19 protein-coding genes are annotated in these 17,472 nt (G+C 37.9%); all 19 read left to right on the top strand.

What is annotated here, in order from left to right; translation table 11 throughout:
- The first annotated feature begins 1,159 nt into the window (after nucleotides 1-1,159).
- The 19 genes from pckA to nuoK all read left to right on the top strand — a co-directional run bounded on the left by pckA (nucleotide 1,160) and on the right by nuoK (nucleotide 17,470).
- The gene (gene pckA, locus ACUN24_RS06800) at nucleotides 1,160-2,755 is read left to right on the top strand and encodes a phosphoenolpyruvate carboxykinase (ATP) (RefSeq protein ID WP_445561815.1); all 1,596 of its coding nucleotides are present in this window, start codon (nucleotides 1,160-1,162) and stop codon (nucleotides 2,753-2,755) included.
- Between the two features lie 299 nt (nucleotides 2,756-3,054).
- Nucleotides 3,055-3,885 (top strand): MotA/TolQ/ExbB proton channel family protein, encoded by an 831-nt coding sequence (locus ACUN24_RS06805; RefSeq protein ID WP_315420948.1) that lies wholly within the window; start codon nucleotides 3,055-3,057, stop codon nucleotides 3,883-3,885.
- A gap of 79 nt (nucleotides 3,886-3,964) precedes the next feature.
- A complete protein-coding gene (locus ACUN24_RS06810; protein ID WP_193421228.1) occupies nucleotides 3,965-4,579 on the top strand; it encodes a biopolymer transporter ExbD in 615 nt (204 codons plus the stop codon).
- A gap of 3 nt (nucleotides 4,580-4,582) precedes the next feature.
- Nucleotides 4,583-5,089, top strand: coding sequence for an ExbD/TolR family protein (locus ACUN24_RS06815; RefSeq protein WP_025146312.1), 507 nt, complete (start codon nucleotides 4,583-4,585; stop codon nucleotides 5,087-5,089).
- A gap of 17 nt (nucleotides 5,090-5,106) precedes the next feature.
- A complete protein-coding gene (locus tag ACUN24_RS06820; protein ID WP_121284286.1) occupies nucleotides 5,107-5,925 on the top strand; it encodes an energy transducer TonB in 819 nt (272 codons plus the stop codon).
- Between the two features lie 6 nt (nucleotides 5,926-5,931).
- Nucleotides 5,932-6,159 (top strand): hypothetical protein, encoded by a 228-nt coding sequence (locus tag ACUN24_RS06825; RefSeq protein WP_219076126.1) that lies wholly within the window; start codon nucleotides 5,932-5,934, stop codon nucleotides 6,157-6,159.
- A 9-nt stretch (nucleotides 6,160-6,168) separates the two neighbouring features.
- The gene (locus ACUN24_RS06830; RefSeq protein ID WP_445561816.1) at nucleotides 6,169-7,074 is read left to right on the top strand and encodes a PstS family phosphate ABC transporter substrate-binding protein; all 906 of its coding nucleotides are present in this window, start codon (nucleotides 6,169-6,171) and stop codon (nucleotides 7,072-7,074) included.
- Between the two features lie 80 nt (nucleotides 7,075-7,154).
- Entirely contained in the window at nucleotides 7,155-8,870 is a 1,716-nt protein-coding gene (locus ACUN24_RS06835; protein WP_445561817.1) for a tetratricopeptide repeat protein, read from the top strand.
- Nucleotides 8,871-8,952: 82 nt separating this feature from the next.
- A complete protein-coding gene (locus ACUN24_RS06840) occupies nucleotides 8,953-9,324 on the top strand; it encodes an NADH-quinone oxidoreductase subunit A (RefSeq protein ID WP_057931428.1) in 372 nt (123 codons plus the stop codon).
- Nucleotides 9,325-9,552: 228 nt separating this feature from the next.
- On the top strand, nucleotides 9,553-10,095 hold the full coding sequence (locus ACUN24_RS06845; RefSeq protein WP_057931427.1) for an NADH-quinone oxidoreductase subunit B: 543 nt from the start codon (nucleotides 9,553-9,555) through the stop codon (nucleotides 10,093-10,095).
- Nucleotides 10,095-10,595 (top strand): NADH-quinone oxidoreductase subunit C, encoded by a 501-nt coding sequence (locus ACUN24_RS06850; protein WP_132398859.1) that lies wholly within the window; start codon nucleotides 10,095-10,097, stop codon nucleotides 10,593-10,595. Before ACUN24_RS06845 ends, ACUN24_RS06850 begins: the two co-directional genes overlap by 1 nt.
- 3 nt (nucleotides 10,596-10,598) lie before the next feature.
- Nucleotides 10,599-11,813 carry an NADH-quinone oxidoreductase subunit D gene (locus ACUN24_RS06855; RefSeq protein ID WP_445561818.1) on the top strand — a complete coding sequence of 405 codons (1,215 nt, stop codon included), beginning with the start codon at nucleotides 10,599-10,601 and terminating at the stop codon, nucleotides 11,811-11,813.
- Entirely contained in the window at nucleotides 11,806-12,321 is a 516-nt protein-coding gene (locus ACUN24_RS06860; RefSeq protein WP_132398861.1) for a complex I 24 kDa subunit family protein, read from the top strand. Before ACUN24_RS06855 ends, ACUN24_RS06860 begins: the two co-directional genes overlap by 8 nt.
- A 72-nt stretch (nucleotides 12,322-12,393) precedes the next feature.
- Nucleotides 12,394-13,761 carry an NADH-quinone oxidoreductase subunit NuoF gene (gene nuoF, locus ACUN24_RS06865; protein WP_219076122.1) on the top strand — a complete coding sequence of 456 codons (1,368 nt, stop codon included), beginning with the start codon at nucleotides 12,394-12,396 and terminating at the stop codon, nucleotides 13,759-13,761.
- Nucleotides 13,762-13,949: 188 nt separating this feature from the next.
- Nucleotides 13,950-14,960: a 2Fe-2S iron-sulfur cluster-binding protein gene (locus tag ACUN24_RS06870; RefSeq protein WP_121284277.1), complete on the top strand. Its 1,011-nt coding sequence runs from the start codon at nucleotides 13,950-13,952 to the stop codon at nucleotides 14,958-14,960.
- Nucleotides 14,960-15,997, top strand: a complete 1,038-nt coding sequence (gene nuoH / locus ACUN24_RS06875) for an NADH-quinone oxidoreductase subunit NuoH (protein WP_132398863.1) — start codon at nucleotides 14,960-14,962, stop codon at nucleotides 15,995-15,997. The genes ACUN24_RS06870 and nuoH overlap by 1 nt, the downstream gene beginning before the upstream one ends.
- 2 nt (nucleotides 15,998-15,999) lie before the next feature.
- Complete coding sequence (locus ACUN24_RS06880; protein WP_025146332.1) at nucleotides 16,000-16,503, top strand: NuoI/complex I 23 kDa subunit family protein; 504 nt, start codon at nucleotides 16,000-16,002, stop codon at nucleotides 16,501-16,503.
- A 134-nt stretch (nucleotides 16,504-16,637) separates the two neighbouring features.
- Nucleotides 16,638-17,141, top strand: a complete 504-nt coding sequence (locus ACUN24_RS06885; RefSeq protein WP_055908796.1) for an NADH-quinone oxidoreductase subunit J family protein — start codon at nucleotides 16,638-16,640, stop codon at nucleotides 17,139-17,141.
- Nucleotides 17,141-17,470, top strand: a complete 330-nt coding sequence (gene nuoK / locus ACUN24_RS06890) for an NADH-quinone oxidoreductase subunit NuoK (RefSeq protein ID WP_055908793.1) — start codon at nucleotides 17,141-17,143, stop codon at nucleotides 17,468-17,470. Before ACUN24_RS06885 ends, nuoK begins: the two co-directional genes overlap by 1 nt.
- Nucleotides 17,471-17,472: the final 2 nt, after the last annotated feature.

The following is a 17,472-nucleotide window of genomic DNA, read 5'->3' on the forward strand; positions in this document are numbered from 1 at the left end:
TGTTTGTTGCTGCACCGATCTGTGGTTTAAAATGCTCGTTTGTACAGGTTTCATTCAGCATGGTTTAAAAAAAAAGCGTCCCGACTTTCATCGGGACGCTCTCTGTGTTTTATGTTTTTTCAATTTACAACAAATTAGCCCCGCTGGTTTATACCGGTGGTAATAATAATCGTTGTAATAATCGAAGTGTTAAAATTCATCTTGTCTTTGTGTACTTTGTACACCGTAAAGTAGGAGATTATTTTTTTAAAATGCAAATGTTTTTTCAATTTTATTTCGAAATTTCTATTAAAACGTTTAAGTAAATGAAATAGCGGCATTTTCTGAACCCGAAACCAGTATTGTTTTTACTGCGATGGCTCCAACTCCCCTCCTTTTTCCAAGGAGGGGTGCCCGTAGGGCGGGGTGGTTGATCAGTAAATTTTAATCATTAGAAAATATGCTGTAGTACTTCTTTAGATAGTGCAGCCCTGCTAACCGCTTTAGTCCCGATGGTGGTGCTGTTTTGTTGTTGGTGATATCGGGAGCTGCCGCTTTTATCAGGTTTATTTAATGCGGGTTGGTGCTACTATTGAAGTGCGTTGCCTTTCCGGCGTCTAATTATTCCCTTCCATTTTCCAAGGAGGCTGCCCGTAGGACGGGTGGTAAATTGATATTTTTTACCTAAGAACTTCAGTTCGGTTAATATTTATTTATACTGACCAATTTTAAGCCTGTGAAACTAGCGCGATCGTCATGCTGAATTTATTTTACAAGTAGAAATTGTGTTTTCAATTGTCTTGTAGCTACTACGTGGTCAGCATCTTTTCTGCTAGATAGACCCTGAAATAAATTCAGGGTGACGGCTATGAGCGAAAAATGTCTGCAGTATACCTTTAATGGAATATTAATAATCGAATTGGGGTTAAGAAGCATAACTTATACTCAATCCCTCAAAAGGAGGTGTGTATTCAGAAGAATTCAAGTAGTAAAACCATTTACCAGATTTGACTTAGTGTGTTTTTTTAAATTTTTTATAATCAGAAATACTTTTTAAATTATTGTAAATGAGATATTTAAGTCATAGTGTATTTGCTACAATATGTAAAAAATTATGTTTTAAAACTCGTTTTTGTGCAACATAAGTCTTTACCTTTGCTCCACTAACTAACTTATTGTTATGAGCAAAAAGAAACTGCAAACGCCAGATTTAAGCTATTTAAATCTAGGCGAGAACATTGCTGTAAAGTACCAGTTGTCTCCAAAAGAGTTGATTGATGAAGCATTATTAAATAAAGAAGGTACAATGGCGGCATCCGGAGCGCTGGCCATTGATACCGGTAAATTTACCGGACGTTCGCCAAAAGACAGGTTTATCGTGTGCGACGACGTAACCGAAGACCAGGTTTGGTGGGGTGATGTAAACATTAGGATCAGTCCTGAAAAATTCGACCAGTTATTCAACAAGTTGACCAATTACCTTGAATACAAAAAAATCTATGTGCGTGATGCTTCAGCGTGTGCTGATCCGGATTATGCAATATCCATTCGCATAATTACTGAAACAGCTTATCAGAATCTTTTTGCTCACAATTTATTCATCCGTCCTGATGAAGATGCTTTAATAAGCAGTCCAGAGTGGACGATTATTGCCGCTCCGGGCTTTCTAGCCAATCCAGCCGTTGATGGAACCCGTCAGGAGAATTTCTCCATCATCAATTTCACTAAAAAAATGATTTTGATCGGTGGAACCGGTTATACAGGCGAAATTAAAAAGGGAATCTTCTCTGTGCTGAATTTCATTCTTCCAGTATATAAGAATACACTTTCTATGCACTGTTCGGCCAATGTGGGCAAAGATGGAGATACCGCCATCTTCTTCGGATTATCTGGAACGGGTAAAACAACATTGTCTGCCGATCCAGAACGCGGTTTAATCGGAGATGATGAGCATGGCTGGGGTAACGATTCGGTATTCAACTTTGAGGGCGGCTGTTATGCTAAATGTGTTGATTTAACAGAAGAAAAAGAGCCTCAGATTTTTAAAGCCATTAAATTTGGCTCATTATTAGAAAACACCAACTTTTTCCCAGGAACAAAAGATGTTGATTACTCCAATATTGATAAAACAGAAAATACGCGTGTAGCTTATCCAATAGATTATATTGATAATGCTATCCTGCCCTCTGTTGCCGCAGTGCCGAAAAATATTTTTTTCTTAACTGCTGATGCATTTGGTGTATTGCCTCCTATATCCAAATTAAACGTAGAGCAGGCCATGTTCCACTTTATGAGTGGCTATACAGCAAAGGTAGCAGGAACTGAAACCGGGGTAACAGAACCTCAATTAACGTTTTCGGCTTGCTTCGGAAAAGCTTTTCTTCCATTGCATCCTTCAAAATACGCTGCTTTACTCGGCGAGAAAATGAAAAAGCACCAGGTACACGTTTGGCTGGTAAATACAGGATGGAGTGGGGGAGCTTATGGTGTTGGTAAAAGGATGAAATTAAGTTATACCCGGGCAATGATCAAAGCTGCATTAAACGGGGATTTAAATCACCACCATTATAAACAACATCATGTGTTTAAATTAATGATGCCCCTAATTTGTCCGGGTGTGCCAGATCATATTTTAGACCCTTCTAAAACATGGGGTAATCAGGAAGAATATTTTTTAAAAGCTTACCAACTGGCAGATGCCTTCTCAGAAAATTTTAAGCAGTTTGAACTGACAAAAGTACCAAAAAGCAGACACGAAGCGTTAAAATTATGTTAAATGCACTTTAAAATGCATTTTTTGAGCGAAAAATTTGCAATTCGATTTTTTTTTAGTTTTTATTGTGAAAGAATTGCCTCGGCTGGGGCAATTTTTTTGTTATATACCTATGATGAATTACCGAAACAAAATTCTAAGTAACGATTTAATTGCTTATTGATTTATTAATTTGTAATTTAAAATCAATTTATAAATTTGTTTTTCGCAACAATTTCGGATATGAAACGTTGAGTGTTGTACAAAAGAAAAAAAACAGCTAAAAATTAAAAACAAGAACTAAAACTAAAATTTCAAAAAAAATGGCAAACGCACCAAAACCAACAACTGTTAAAAAAGAGAGCTCTTCTAGTGCTTCAAATGTATTTGCAACATTCGTTATTCCAATTTGTATTATCATTGGATTCTGTGTTTGGAGATTCGTATTCGGAGAGGGAAGTAACTTTATCGATGGTGACAGAGAGAAATTACCATTAGCTGGTAACTATCTCGGAACAGCTTACAAAGGAGGCCCTATCGTAGCAATCTTAGTTGGATTACTATTAGTGGTAATTGTATTCTCTATCGAACGTTTCATCGTTATTGGTAAAGCAAGTGGAAAATCTAGCTTAGATACTTTCATCCGCAAAGTACAAGGTTTATTAAGCGCAGGTAACATCGAAGCTGCAAAAGCTGAGTGTGATAAACAACAAGGTTCAGTTGCTAACGTAATTAAATCTGGTTTGAAAAAATACAGCGAAGTTGAAGCTGATACCAACATGGATGTTGAGCAGTCAATTGTTGCAATCCAAAAAGAGGTTGAAGAAGCTACAGCTTTAGAAATGCCAATGTTAGAGCAAAACTTAACAGTTATTGCAACTTTGGTATCAATCGGTACATTGGTAGGTTTATTGGGTACAGTAACAGGTATGATCCGTGCATTCGCCGGTTTAGCAAACTCTGGTGCTCCAGATCAGTCAGCGTTAGCGGTAGGTATCTCTGAGGCATTGATCAATACTGCAACAGGTATCTTGGTATCTACTGTGGCAATTATCATGTACAACATCTTAACTTCTAAAATTGACAAGTTAACTTACGCAATCGATGAGGCTGGTTTCAGCATCGTTCAAACATACGCTAGTTCGCATAAATAAGAATTTTGAAAAAATTTTTACCGGCTTTATGGAAAACCGGAAAAAAGATCATCATTATTAAAAACTAGTAAAAAATATTATGCCTAGAATTAAAGTTAAAAGAACAAGTACAGTAACAGATATGACGGCCATGTGTGATGTGGCATCATTGTTACTTACTTTCTTCATCTTAACTGCTACAGCAAGGCAACCAGAACCACTAGCCGTTTCTACACCTTCCTCAACGTATGAGTTTAAGGTACCCGTAGAAAACAATGCGATTTTAACCATTGGGCAGGGGAAAGTTTTCTTTGAAGTAGCAGGGGTCAAAGTAAGAGCGAAAACATTAGAACTAATGGGCGAACAGTACAAAATATCGTTCACTCCGTTAGAAGTACAACGCTTTTCTTCGATAGGAAGTTTCGGTGTTCCGATCCAGAGTTTAAAATCTCTTATTGCCTTGAATGGGGCTGATCGTATGAAACCAGGGGTTCAACCTGGAATACCTTCAGATTCGACTGACAATCAGTTGAACGCATGGGTGTTAAATGCCCGTAGAGCAACTAAAGAGATTAATAATCAGGATATGCGTATCAGTATTAAAGGTGATGCCAAAGAAGAATATCCGGTAGTTAAAAAGATTATTGATGTACTTCAGAAACAAAGTGTAAACAAGTTTTTATTGGTTACCAACTCTGAAGCTAAAAAGAAATAAGAAATGGCAGAATTAAACACAGGCGGGAAGAAAGCCACCCCAAGGGTTGATATGACTCCGATGGTGGATCTAATGTTTCTTTTGGTAACATTCTTTATCTTAACAACAGTAATCTCTACGCCGCAAGCGATGGATATTGCAAAGCCAGATAAAAACGAAAAGTTACCTGAGAACAGATTGGAGCTGAAAGCAAGTAAAACAATGACTATTTTGTTGGGTAAAAGCGATAAAGTAGCATGGTACATGGGAGTAGCTGGCGAAAGTGCACCAACCATCGAATCTGGTTCACAAATCGAAGATGCTATTGTTAAAAATAGAAAAGCAGCTGATGCCTCTGGCGTTGCTGGAGACTTTGTTGTACTGGTAAAACCAACATCAGGTTCTACATTCCAAAATTTTGTAGATATGATGGATGAGTTGGAAATTCTTAAAGTTAAGGTTCGTCAAATCGACGATGATAACATCCTTGACAATGAGAAGCAGTTCATGAAAGAAAAAGGAATTTTATAATCAGTAAAACCAATTTTATGTCGAAGTTAGATATATTCAGAAAAGAATGGCTTGAAGTGGTTTTTGCAGATAAAAACAAAAACTATGGTGCGTACCAATTGCGTAAAAGTAATGGTGCAAATACCACCAAAGCCTTAATTATTGGATCTATTATCTTCCTTGTATTATTTTTCTCTCCAAAAATCTATAGCCTTATCAAAGGTTCAATGGATCAACAGGAAGATCAGGTAAAAGCACAGGAAGTAATTTTAGCTCCACCACCACCGGTAAATCCGGAAACACCTCCACCGCCACCGGTAGAGCCACCGCCACCAAAGATTGACCAGGTGAAAATGCCACCTCCAATTGTAAAACCGGATATCGAGGTTCGTGATGAACCACCTACAGTTGAAAAATTGAAGGAAGCTGATCCAGGTCAGAGAGATATCAAAGGTGATCCGACAGCTGATATTGTTATCGCTGAACCAGTGGGTGAAGGGCCAAAAAGAGAAGCTGCTGTTGCGGTTGATGATAATAAAGTTTACGACTTTGTTAGTATCGAGAAGCAACCAGAATTCCCTGGAGGTATTGCTAAATTTTATGGCTACTTAGGTAAAGCAATAAAATACCCGCCAATGGCACAGGAGAACAACGTTCAAGGTAAAGTGTTTTTATCTTTCGTTGTTGAAAAAGATGGTAAATTAACAGATATCACAGTTACCCGTGGTTTGGGTAGCGGAACTGATGAAGAAGCCATCCGTGTATTAAAAGCGAGTCCACGTTGGAACCCAGGTATTCAAAATGGTAAGCCTGTAAGGGTAAAATACAACATCAACGTTAACTTTACATTGAACTAATAGTAGATGTTAAATTTTGATATTTTTAAGCAAAAATCGCCTAAACAGCGGTTTTTGCTCATTTTAGGGCTTATCATGTTTGTGTTTTACGTGGTATTGGGTTTGGCATTCATATTTTATGAACCTATTGCACTTCGTTTAAGCACTATTCCGGAATGGGGGCGTATCGCAATCGGTATCTTCTTGATTATTTATGCTTTTGTAAGACTTTTAAGCCTGGGTAGGCGCGATTAATCATTTTGAATGAAAAATTTCCTTTTAATATTTTGTGTACTAGCTTTACTCGTATCCTGTAAACGTAAAAACAAGGCAGATGCAGTTAAAGAAACTAGAACAAGTGGTACCTTAAAAATATTGGTTGATGAAAGTGTTGGGCCGATAGTTCAAGATCAGATCGATATTTTTGGTTTAGATTACCCTGATGCAAAATTTGAGACTACAGTTAAACCTGAAGAAAAATTATTACCTTCATTCCTGAATGATAGCGTAAGGGTAATTGTTTTACCAAGGTTATTAACTAAAGCAGAAGAGAAGTATTATAATCAGCGTAATATTAAGATTCACTCTTCACGTTTTGCTATTGATGGTATTGCTTTAATTACAAATCAGGGCAATATCGATAGTACAATTAACGTTAATGAGGTGATTGATATCTTACAAGGGAAGAAATCAGATAAAAAACTGGTCTTTGATAACGCCTATTCTAGTACCTTTCAATATTTTAAGGAGTTGGCCCATATCAGCCAGTTTCCAGCTACAGGTGTTTATTCAAAAAATTCCAGCAAAGAAGTAATTAAACTTATTGCGGAAGATAAAAAATTTATTGGTATTTTAGGCGTGAATTGGATCACTGGAAAAGATACAGAGATGAGCGAATATCTTTCTAAGATAAAAGTATTGGGGGTAAAGAATGTAAAGGGGAAGGTAGGAGATGATCAGTTCTATAAACCAACTCAAGATAACTTGATTAACGGCGTTTATCCTTTCTTAAGAAATATAAATATTATAGATTGCGAAGGAAGAGATGGTTTAGGCACAGGATTTGCAACGTGGTTAAGAAGTCAAAGGGGACAACTGATTGTACTTAAATCCGGACTTGGCCCACATAAGTTAATGCCAAGACAAATTAACCTGACTAAAGGAAATTAAATTAAAATTTATAAATTGAACCACGAAGTAAATCTAAAGAGACACTTCATTTTTATTAAATAAAAAAAACAGAATATCCGATGAAAATTTTAAAGAAAGCAATAACCTTAAATGTAGGTTTGGTGTTGATGGGTTCTGCAGTTTTTGCTCAAGATTTAAATGACGCGAAAAAAGCCATCGACGCGGAGCAGTATCAAAAAGCATCATCAATGCTTAAATCATTGGTGAGTTCAAAAGCTTCAGATGGTGATAACTATTACAATCTTGGCTTGGTTTACTTAAAAACCGGTTATATCGACTCTGCAAGAGCTGTATTTACCAAAGGTATTACCGCAGATCCTAAAAACAATTTAAATTTAATTGGTTTAGGTGAAGCAGATATGTTGTCTAATAATCCAACCTCTGCGAAAACAAACTTCGACAAAGCTGTTGAACTTGATAAAAAGAATTACAAAACTTATTTGTATATCGGTAAAGCTTATTTAGCACAAGATAAACCTAGTGATGATGTATCAAAACCTGATTTCACTAATGCTTTAGCTAACATTACTAAAGCAGATGAATTAGATTCTAAAGATAAAGATGCTGAAGTTTTCCTGGCGCAAGGCGATGCTTATGCCTTACAAAAGAAAAATTCTGAGGCATTAGGTCCATACATGCGTGTTGGTGATATTGATCCTAACAACAGAAGAGCTAAAACGCAGATTGGTAAAATGTATAAAGAATCCAGGGCTTTTCCTGAAGGAGAAAAAGAGCTACAGGATGTAATTGCTGCTGATGCAAACTATGGTCCGGCTTATCGCGAGTTAGGTGAGTTATATTTACAATGGAGTAGCTTTGGTACAGATAAAGAAAAAGCAAAAAAAGGCATTGAGAATTACAAAAAGTACATGGATTTAACAGATAAGTCTTTGGAATCTCAATTGCGTTATGCTCAATTCTTATTTTATGCAAAAGATTTTCCAACTTTGGAGCAGGTAGCATCAGCTATACAAGCACCTGCTAACGATCCTAAGAGTGCTATCGTATCTAGGATGAAAGGTTGGGCGGCTTATGAGAATAAAAACTATCCTGCTGCACTTACGAGTATGAATGATTTCTTCGCTAAAGAGAAAGATCCTAACAAAATCCTTGCTTTCGATTATTTATATTTAGGTAAAGCTCAGTTAAAAGCTGGTCAGGATAGTTTAGCATTAATTAATATCACTAAAGCTGTAGAAAAAGATTCTACAAATGCTGATGCATTGGCTGAGGTTGCTAAAAGTTTTTACGATGCTAAAAAATATGCTAAATCATCTGAAATTTATGAGAAGGCTATAAAAGCTAATCCTAACGGAAAAGGAGCTTTATATAACTATTATTATAATGCAATGGCGAATTATTTCGATTATGCTGCGAAATTAACAGCTAAACAAAATCCTTCAAAAGATATCTTAGTAAGAGCTGATTCGTCAATTGCTAAAGTGACACAACTAGCTCCTGAAACTTACGACGCATACTTAACAAGAGCTCGTATTAATAGTTTATTGGATGATGAGAAAGAGCCAAAAGGTTTGATGCTTCCATTTTACGAGGAGTATATCAAAAAGATAACTGAAAAGCCTGAATTAGCTACAGCAAACGCTAAGAAACTTTCTGAAGCTTATGATACTATTGGTGGTTATTATTACTACAAAGACAAGGAAAAAGCTAAAGAATACTTTAATAAAAGTGTAGCTGTATATCCTACTGGAACTTTTGCAGCAGCTAAGTTAAAAGAATTGGCTGCCCCAGCTCCAAAAGGTAAAGGCAAATAATTCGAAAGTTAAATAATTTAGAAAAGGCAGAGTTTGGTTACTCTGCCTTTTTCTTTTACTTTTGCATCACAAAATAATAATTATGCAAGCGCAAAGTTCCTCTATAGATTTTTTACCAATTATATTTCAAGTAATTGTTGCTTTAGGGTTTGTGGTAACCACATTGGTTGCTACCCACTTTTTAGGGCCAAAACGCAAAACGAGTGATAAGTTAGAAACTTTTGAAGCGGGTATAAAATCTGTAGGTAATGCCCGTCAGCCTTTCTCTATCAAATATTTTGTAGTAGCCATCTTATTTGTACTGTTCGATGTAGAAGTGATCTTTATGTATCCATGGGCAGTTAATTTCCGTACATTACGGATGGATGGAATGATTGAAATGTTCATTTTCATGGGTACATTATTGCTGGGTTTCATCTACGTAATCAAGAAAAAAGTTTTAGACTGGAACTAGTCAATTCGCAGTTATCAGTTCACAATTGGCAGTTAATAGTTCCCGGTTTAAAGCTGTAAACTGAAAATTGCCAACTGAAAACTGAAATGTGTATCACTTACACTAACTTATGGCGATTTTAGTTATTTAGAAAGGTTCTAAATCGAGTAAAGCTAGTTTATTTGCCTTTAAAATATTGTAAATTTGTTGCTCATTCTGCAAAGGGATGAGCATTTTTTGTTTATAAACATGAGTGAAATTAATATAGTTGATGCGCCTCCAGGAATTGAAGGATCTGGCTTTTTTGCCACTTCCCTTGATAAAGTGATTGGTTTGGCCCGCTCAAATTCATTATGGCCATTACCTTTCGCAACTTCTTGTTGTGGAATTGAGTTTATGGCAACCATGGGTTCTCATTACGATTTAGGTCGTTTCGGTGCTGAACGTTTAAGCTTTTCTCCACGCCAGGCAGATGTTTTAATGGTTATGGGTACCATCGCTAAAAAGATGGCTCCTGTATTAAAACAGGTTTATATCCAAATGGCAGAGCCACGTTGGGTAATGGCGGTTGGTGCCTGTGCAAGTAGTGGCGGTATTTTCGATACTTATTCCGTATTGCAAGGTATTGATGAGGTTATCCCTGTGGATGTTTACGTTCCGGGTTGCCCGCCAAGACCTGAAGCTATTTTAGATGGTTTTCAGCGTATCCAGGATTTAGTGAAAAGCGAATCGGGCAGAAGAAGAAATTCTGATTATTACAAGGAACTTTTAGGTCAATACGGCATTAAATAATGGAAGAAACGACACTAAATAACGATATCCACGTTAAGCTGACTGAAAAGTTTGGCGAAAAAGTTACTGCCGTTTCTGAGCCTTATGGTTTACTAACCTTTGTAACTTATAAAGATGTGATCATCAATGTGCTTTCGCATCTTAAGGAAGAATTAAAATTCAATTTCCTTACTGATATTACTGCAGTTCACTATCCAGGTAAAGACCACGGTATTGCTGTTGTTTATCATCTGCATAACATGGTAGAGAAAGTTAGGGTCAGGATTAAGGTTTTCATTTCAGAGCAAAATCCAACTATCCCTACAGCGACAACCGTTTGGAAAGGTGCCAACTGGATGGAACGCGAAACTTACGATCTGTTCGGAGTTAAATTTGAAGGTCACCCGGATTTACGCCGTATTTTAAATATGGATGATTTAGGTGTTCACCCGATGTTGAAGCAATATCCATTGGAAGATCCGAACAGAGTAGATAAAAAAGACGAATTTTTTGGAAGGTAAACTATGAATCATAACCATCCGGTATTTACAGATAACGACCCGCAAAGTGAGCTGGTAACCCTAAACTTAGGTCCAACGCACCCTGCAACACACGGCGTTTTTCAAAACGTTTTGCAATTAGATGGTGAACGTATTGTAAGCGGCGTTTCTACCATCGGGTACATTCACCGTGCTTTCGAAAAGATTGCCGAGCATCGCCCATTTTATCAGATTACCCCACTTACAGACCGTTTAAACTATTGCTCTTCCCCTATTAACAATATGGGATGGCACATGACGGTTGAGAAGTTGTTAAATATCCAGATGCCAAAGCGTGTAGATTATCTTAGGGTAATCATTATGGAGCTTTCGCGTATTGCCGATCACATTATCTGTAACACGATTATTGGTCAGGATACCGGGGCAACCACCACTTTCTTATATCTTTTTCAGTTTCGTGAGCATATTTACGAAATCTTCGAGGAAGTTTGTGGTGCGCGTTTAACTACAAATATTGGACGTATTGGTGGTTTCGAAAGAGATTTCAATGATATCGCCTTTGCTAAAATCGATAAGTTTTTAAAAGAGTTCCCTAAAGCATTAAAAGAATTCGAAAATCTGTTAACACGTAACCGTATTTTTATTGACAGAACGGCTGGTGTTGCAGAGGTTACTCAAGAAAAGGCGTTAGAATATAGCTGGACTGGCCCACTTTTACGTGCGACTGGTGTAGATTATGATGTTCGCGTAAGTGATCCATATTCTTCTTATCAGGATTTCGATTTTGAGGTTCCTGTAGGCACAAGCGGTGATATTTACGACAGATATTTAGTGCGTAACGAGGAAATGTGGCAAAGTGTCCGCATTATCGAACAAGCGCTTGTGAAGTTAAAAACAGAACCAAAAGGTATTTTCCATGCCGATGTTCCTGAATTTTACCTTCCTCCGAAACAAGAAGTTTACAACAATATGGAAGCGTTAATCTATCACTTCAAAATTGTGATGGGTGAGATTGATGCCCCAAAAGCAGAAGTTTATCACGCTGTAGAAGGCGGAAATGGTGAATTAGGATTCTATCTGATTAATGATGGAGGCCGTACACCATATCGTTTACACTTCCGCAGACCAAGTTTTATAAACTACCAGATGTTTGCACCAATGAGCGAGGGCATGTTATTGTCTGATGCCATTATCAACATGAGTAGTATGAATATTATTGCAGGAGAATTAGATGCTTAAAGTAGAAGAACAAACACCTGTAGTGTTTTCATCAGAATTGCTGGCCAAATTTGATGAAGTTAAAGGCCGTTATCCGGCAGATAAAAGCAAATCAGCATTGTTGCCACTTTTGCACCTGGTACAGGCTGAATACCTTTGGGTAAGTACACCAGCGATGGATAAAGTTGCCGAATATTTAAATATTCAGCCAATTGAAGTTTATGAAGTGGCCACATTTTATACCATGTACTTTTTAAAACCACAAGGTAAATATGCTTTAGAGGTTTGTCGTACCGGCCCTTGTTGCCTGGTTGGTGCCGAAAAAATATTAAGCCACCTGGAAAACAAGTTAGGTGTTAAAGAAGGTGAAGTTACTGCCGATGGTTTATTCAGCTTTAGAGGAGTTGAATGTTTAGCTGCCTGTGGTTACGGACCGGTGTTGCAAATAAGCCCGGAATATACTTTCTACGAAAACCTGACTGAAGCAAGTGTAGATAAATTGATTGAAGATTTAAAGAATAAGATTTGAGAAACTAGATTTGAGATATGAGATCAGGCATTTGTCTAATATCTCATGTCTCACATCTCATATCTATAAATAATGAGCCGTAAATTATTACTTGAGCATATAAACGTACCGGGCATCAATACACTTGAAGTCTATCGCCAAAAAGGCGGGTATCGTGCTGTGGAAAAAGCCCTGAAGACTTTAACACCTGAAGAGATTGTTGAAGAGGTTAAAAAATCAGGCTTACGCGGTCGCGGAGGTGCGGGTTTCCCAACGGGGATGAAATGGAGCTTTTTGGCTAAACCAGAAGGTGTTGCACGTTATTTGGTGTGTAATGCTGATGAATCAGAGCCGGGGACTTTTAAAGACCGTTATTTAATGACTTATATTCCCCATGCTTTAATTGAGGGAATGATTGTTTCGAGTTTCGCTTTAGGTGCAAAGGTTTCTTACATCTATGTACGCGGCGAAATGATGCCGCAGATCCGCATTTTAGAAAAAGCAATTGCTGAAGCTAAAGCCGCAGGATGGTTGGGTAAAAATATTTTAGGAACAGGTTACGATTTAGAATTATATGTTCAGCCAGGTGGTGGCGCTTACATTTGCGGTGAAGAAACTGCTTTGTTAGAATCATTAGAAGGCAAAAGAGGTAATCCACGGATTAAACCACCATTTCCGGCAATTGCAGGTTTGTATGGTTGCCCTACCGTGGTTAACAATGTTGAATCAATTGCTGCAGTGGTACCGATTATCAACGATGGTGGCGATGAATATGCAAAAATCGGTATCGGTAGAAGTACAGGTACAAAATTAATATCGGCATCGGGTAATTTAGTAAAACCAGGTGTTTACGAAATCGAATTGGGTTTACCGGTAGAAGAATTTATTTATTCAGACGAGTATTGTGGCGGTATTGCCAATGGTAAACGTTTAAAGGCAACGGTTGCAGGTGGATCATCTGTACCTATCTTGCCTGCTAATTTAACCTTAAAATATGCCAACGGCGAACCTCGTTTAATGAGTTACGAATCATTATCTGAAGGTGGATTTGCTACTGGTACCATGATGGGGTCTGGCGGTTTTATTGCTTTTGATGAAGATCAGTGTATTGTTAGAAACACCTGGAATTTTTCTCGCTTTTATCACCATGAAAGCTGTGGACAATGTTCGCCTTGCCGTGAAGGTACCGGATGGATGGAAAAAGTATTACATAAAATTGAGCATGGCCATGGTAAAATGGAAGATGTAGATTTACTGTGGGATATCCAACGCAAAATTGAAGGAAATACGATTTGTCCGCTCGGTGATGCAGCAGCCTGGCCAGTGGCCAGTGCAATTCGTCACTTCAGAGATGAATTTGAATGGCACATTAAAGAACCGGTTAAAAGCCAGAGCCAAAACTACGGTATTGCTAATTACGCAACACCGATTGAAAAAGCTCCGGTAGCCGAAGAGAAATAAAATCATAAGGTCGCATTTGCGATCTTATAAAATAAGAATTTATAAAAAGCGCCCCGATTCGTGTTCTCACGAGAAGAAAGCGAAATGAACTGGTTCGTGGAGACACGAACCATGGCTTGAATAAAAAAGATTGCTTCATACCTCGTAATGACGTTAGAAGTATAAAAAATAAAAGAATATCATTAACCATGAGTGAAAAAGTTAAGGTTACGATAGATGGGATAACAGTAGAGGTTGATAACGGAACAACCATTCTGAATGCTGCAAGGCAGATCGGAGGTGATATTGTTCCGCCAGCTATGTGCTATTATTCTAAGTTAGAAGGAAGTGGTGGCAAATGCCGTACCTGTATCGTTAAGGTAACAAAAGGTTCGGAAAAAGATCCCCGCCCGATGCCTAAGTTGGTGGCTTCTTGCCGCACAACCGTAATGGATGGGATGGAAGTGCTTAACATTACTTCACCAGAAGTTTTGGAAGCACGCGCAGGTGTTGTAGAGATTTTATTGATTAACCACCCCTTAGACTGTCCTGTTTGTGACCAGGCAGGAGAGTGCGATTTGCAGAATTTGGGCTACGAACATGGCTTGCAAAAAACACGTTATGAGTTTGAACGCCGTACTTTCGAGCGTATCGATATAGGCGATAAGATCCAGTTGCACATGAATCGTTGTATTTTGTGTTACCGTTGTGTTTTTACTGCAGATCAGATTACTAATAAACGTGTTCATGGTATCTTAAACCGTGGCGATCACTCCGAAATTTCTACTTATATCACCCAGGCTGTTGATAACGATTTCTCTGGAAATGTAATCGATGTTTGCCCTGTAGGTGCTTTAACCGATAAAACTTTCCGTTTCAAAAACCGTGTTTGGTTTACCAAACCTGTTGATGCACACCGCGATTGCGATCACGAAAAATGCAACGGTAAAGTAACCCTTTGGTACAAGGGAGCAGATGTTTTACGTGTTACGGCCCGTAAAGATCAGTTTGGAGAAGTAGAAGAATTTATTTGCAATACTTGCCGCTTCGATAAAAAAGCAACTGCTGATTGGGTAATTGAACATCCAACGCACATTGATGATACTTCGGTAATCGCATCAAACCACTACGAAACATTAAAACCTTTGCACGTAATTCAGCCAAATGAGGCGTTACAGGCTGCGAATGAAATTGAATTACATAAAACAGTTAAATACTAATGGATAGCGCTTTTGTTATAGAAAAATTTATCCTGGTAGCTGTAATTTTCGGCATCAGTTTAGTTATTGCCATGTATTCTACTTATGCAGAACGTAAGGTTGCTGCATATTTACAAGATCGTTTAGGGCCAGATAGAGCTGGCCCATTTGGTATTTTACAACCATTGGCCGATGGCTTAAAAATGTTTATGAAAGAGGAAATTATTCCAACCTCATCAAATCGGTTTTTATTTATTGCTGGCCCTGGTTTGGCTTTACTCTGCGCCTGTATCGGTACTGCAGTTATTCCATGGGGTAGCCCTGTTTTAATTGCAGGCAAAACAGTTTCTTTACAAGTTGCGGATATCAATGTTGGTGTTTTATACATTTTCGGAGTCGTTTCTTTAGGCGTTTATGGTGTAATGATCGGTGGTTGGGCATCCAATAACAAATATTCTTTGTTGAGCGCCATCCGTGCAGCTTCTCAGAATATCAGTTATGAAATTGCAATGGGATTATCAATCATCGCTTTGCTTTTAATGACGAATACCTTAAGCTTAAAAGAAATCGTTGATCAGCAACATGGTTGGAGATGGAATGTTTTATATCAGCCGCTAGGTTTTTTAATCTTTATGGTTTGCTCATTTGCTGAAACCAACCGTGCGCCATTCGATTTACCTGAATGTGAAACAGAATTAATTGGTGGTTACCATACAGAATACTCTTCAATGAAATTAGGTTTTTACCTATTTGCTGAGTATATCAACATGTTTGTATCATCGGCGGTAATGGCAGCTTTATACTGGGGTGGTTATAATTACCCTGGCATGGATTCGATGGCAGTATGGTTAGGCCCAACCTGGGCACCACTTTTTGGTACAGCAGTTTTCTTCGCTAAAATATGTGCGTTCATCTTTTTCTTTATGTGGGTACGTTGGACAATTCCTCGTTTCCGTTATGATCAATTGATGAATTTAGGTTGGAAAGGTTTAATACCTTTGGCTATTGCCAATATTATAATAACAGGTGTTGTGATTGCGATTATTGAGAAGTTTTAATTATGGAATCATTAAGTAATAAGAAAAAAGTACTGGAACAAAAGCCATTGAGCTTTATGGAAAGGATGTACCTGCCAGCAATTGCTAAAGGTATGGGCATTACCATCAGTCACTTATTTAAAAAAGAGGCTACTATAAGATATCCTGAAGTAGAACGCGAATTCTCCACCAACTTTAGGGGGATGCATTCGCTAAAACGCGATGAGAATGGTAAGGAACGTTGTACTGCATGTGGTTTATGTGCCTTATCTTGTCCGGCTGAAGCCATTACCATGATTGCCGCTGAACGCAAACCTGAGGAGAAAGATTTATACCGCGAAGAAAAATATGCAGCAACTTACGAAATCAATATGTTACGCTGCATTTTCTGTGGATTATGTGAAGAAGCTTGCCCTAAAGAAGCAATTTACTTAGATGGACCGATTGTACCTGCTGATTATTTACGTAAGGATTTTATTTACGGAAAAGATAAGCTTGTAGAAGCGCCATTGGAAATGAAAAAATAATTATTGTCATCCTGAGCCTGTCGAAGGATTAAATAAGAAACGCCATTAGGCCTCGGTTCGTGTCTTCACGAAACGAAAGATAATTAATGGTTTGTGGAGACACAAACCATGGAACATAAATAAATAAACAATTAATGAGTACACAAGTATTCTATTTCGTAGCCACATTAAGTATCATCTTTTCGCTGCTGGTGATTTTTGCAAAAAATCCAATCCACAGTGTATTGTACTTAATCCTTACCTTTTTTACTTTCACTGTTCACTATGTGCTTTTAAACGCGCAGTTTTTGGCCGTAGTAAACTTTATTGTTTACATGGGCGCAATTATGGTACTCTTCCTTTTTGTACTGATGCTGCTTAACCTGAACAACGAAACCGAACCAAGTAAATCTCCATTGATCAAAATTGTAGGCGTAATTGCCGGTGGGTGTTTGGTCGTAACTTTAATTGGTTCTTTAAAATCGGCAAGTATTACCAGTCCATTAATTTTGAAAAACCCAGGATTAGGGTTGGTTGAAAATTTAGGTAAGGAGCTTTTTGGGCCATTCTTATTGCCATTCGAATTGTCATCTCTACTACTATTGGCCGCAATGGTTGGAGCTGTTTTATTATCTAAAAGAGATGAGGTAGAAGCATAATGGAAAATTTAACATCACAACTTCAGGGCGTTCCGCTAAACCACTACATCTATTTAAGTGCCATTATTTTTTCTATTGGCGTAATAGGTGTACTTACCCGTAGAAATGCCATCGTAATTTTTATGTCGGTTGAGCTGATGCTTAATGCCGTTAACTTACTTTTAACTGCGTTCTCTGTGCATAGCAACGACCCATCTGGACAGGTTTTCGTGTTCTTCATTATGGCTTTAGCAGCTGCAGAAGTTGCCGTAGGCTTAGCGATTATTGTAATGGTTTACCGCAATACGAAATCGATAGATATTAATGTTTTAAATCGCCTTAAGTGGTAAAT

The organism is Pedobacter sp. WC2501, from assembly GCF_052682415.1.

Excerpts from the sequence above, each read along its gene's own strand:
- ACUN24_RS06820 (WP_121284286.1), top strand. The coding sequence starts at position 5,107 with ATGTCGAAGTTAGATATATTCAGAAAAGAATGGCTTGAAGTGGTTTTT.
- nuoF (WP_219076122.1), top strand. The coding sequence starts at position 12,394 with ATGAGCCGTAAATTATTACTTGAGCATATAAACGTACCGGGCATCAAT.
- ACUN24_RS06815 (WP_025146312.1), top strand. The coding sequence starts at position 4,583 with ATGGCAGAATTAAACACAGGCGGGAAGAAAGCCACCCCAAGGGTTGAT.
- ACUN24_RS06860 (WP_132398861.1), top strand. The coding sequence starts at position 11,806 with ATGCTTAAAGTAGAAGAACAAACACCTGTAGTGTTTTCATCAGAATTG.
- ACUN24_RS06825 (WP_219076126.1), top strand. The coding sequence starts at position 5,932 with ATGTTAAATTTTGATATTTTTAAGCAAAAATCGCCTAAACAGCGGTTT.
- ACUN24_RS06850 (WP_132398859.1), top strand. The coding sequence starts at position 10,095 with ATGGAAGAAACGACACTAAATAACGATATCCACGTTAAGCTGACTGAA.
- ACUN24_RS06805 (WP_315420948.1), top strand. The coding sequence starts at position 3,055 with ATGGCAAACGCACCAAAACCAACAACTGTTAAAAAAGAGAGCTCTTCT.
- ACUN24_RS06845 (WP_057931427.1), top strand. The coding sequence starts at position 9,553 with ATGAGTGAAATTAATATAGTTGATGCGCCTCCAGGAATTGAAGGATCT.
- ACUN24_RS06855 (WP_445561818.1), top strand. The coding sequence starts at position 10,599 with ATGAATCATAACCATCCGGTATTTACAGATAACGACCCGCAAAGTGAG.
- ACUN24_RS06880 (WP_025146332.1), top strand. The coding sequence starts at position 16,000 with ATGGAATCATTAAGTAATAAGAAAAAAGTACTGGAACAAAAGCCATTG.
- ACUN24_RS06885 (WP_055908796.1), top strand. The coding sequence starts at position 16,638 with ATGAGTACACAAGTATTCTATTTCGTAGCCACATTAAGTATCATCTTT.
- ACUN24_RS06810 (WP_193421228.1), top strand. The coding sequence starts at position 3,965 with ATGCCTAGAATTAAAGTTAAAAGAACAAGTACAGTAACAGATATGACG.
- ACUN24_RS06830 (WP_445561816.1), top strand. The coding sequence starts at position 6,169 with ATGAAAAATTTCCTTTTAATATTTTGTGTACTAGCTTTACTCGTATCC.
- nuoH (WP_132398863.1), top strand. The coding sequence starts at position 14,960 with ATGGATAGCGCTTTTGTTATAGAAAAATTTATCCTGGTAGCTGTAATT.
- ACUN24_RS06870 (WP_121284277.1), top strand. The coding sequence starts at position 13,950 with ATGAGTGAAAAAGTTAAGGTTACGATAGATGGGATAACAGTAGAGGTT.
- pckA (WP_445561815.1), top strand. The coding sequence starts at position 1,160 with ATGAGCAAAAAGAAACTGCAAACGCCAGATTTAAGCTATTTAAATCTA.
- ACUN24_RS06835 (WP_445561817.1), top strand. The coding sequence starts at position 7,155 with ATGAAAATTTTAAAGAAAGCAATAACCTTAAATGTAGGTTTGGTGTTG.
- nuoK (WP_055908793.1), top strand. The coding sequence starts at position 17,141 with ATGGAAAATTTAACATCACAACTTCAGGGCGTTCCGCTAAACCACTAC.
- ACUN24_RS06840 (WP_057931428.1), top strand. The coding sequence starts at position 8,953 with ATGCAAGCGCAAAGTTCCTCTATAGATTTTTTACCAATTATATTTCAA.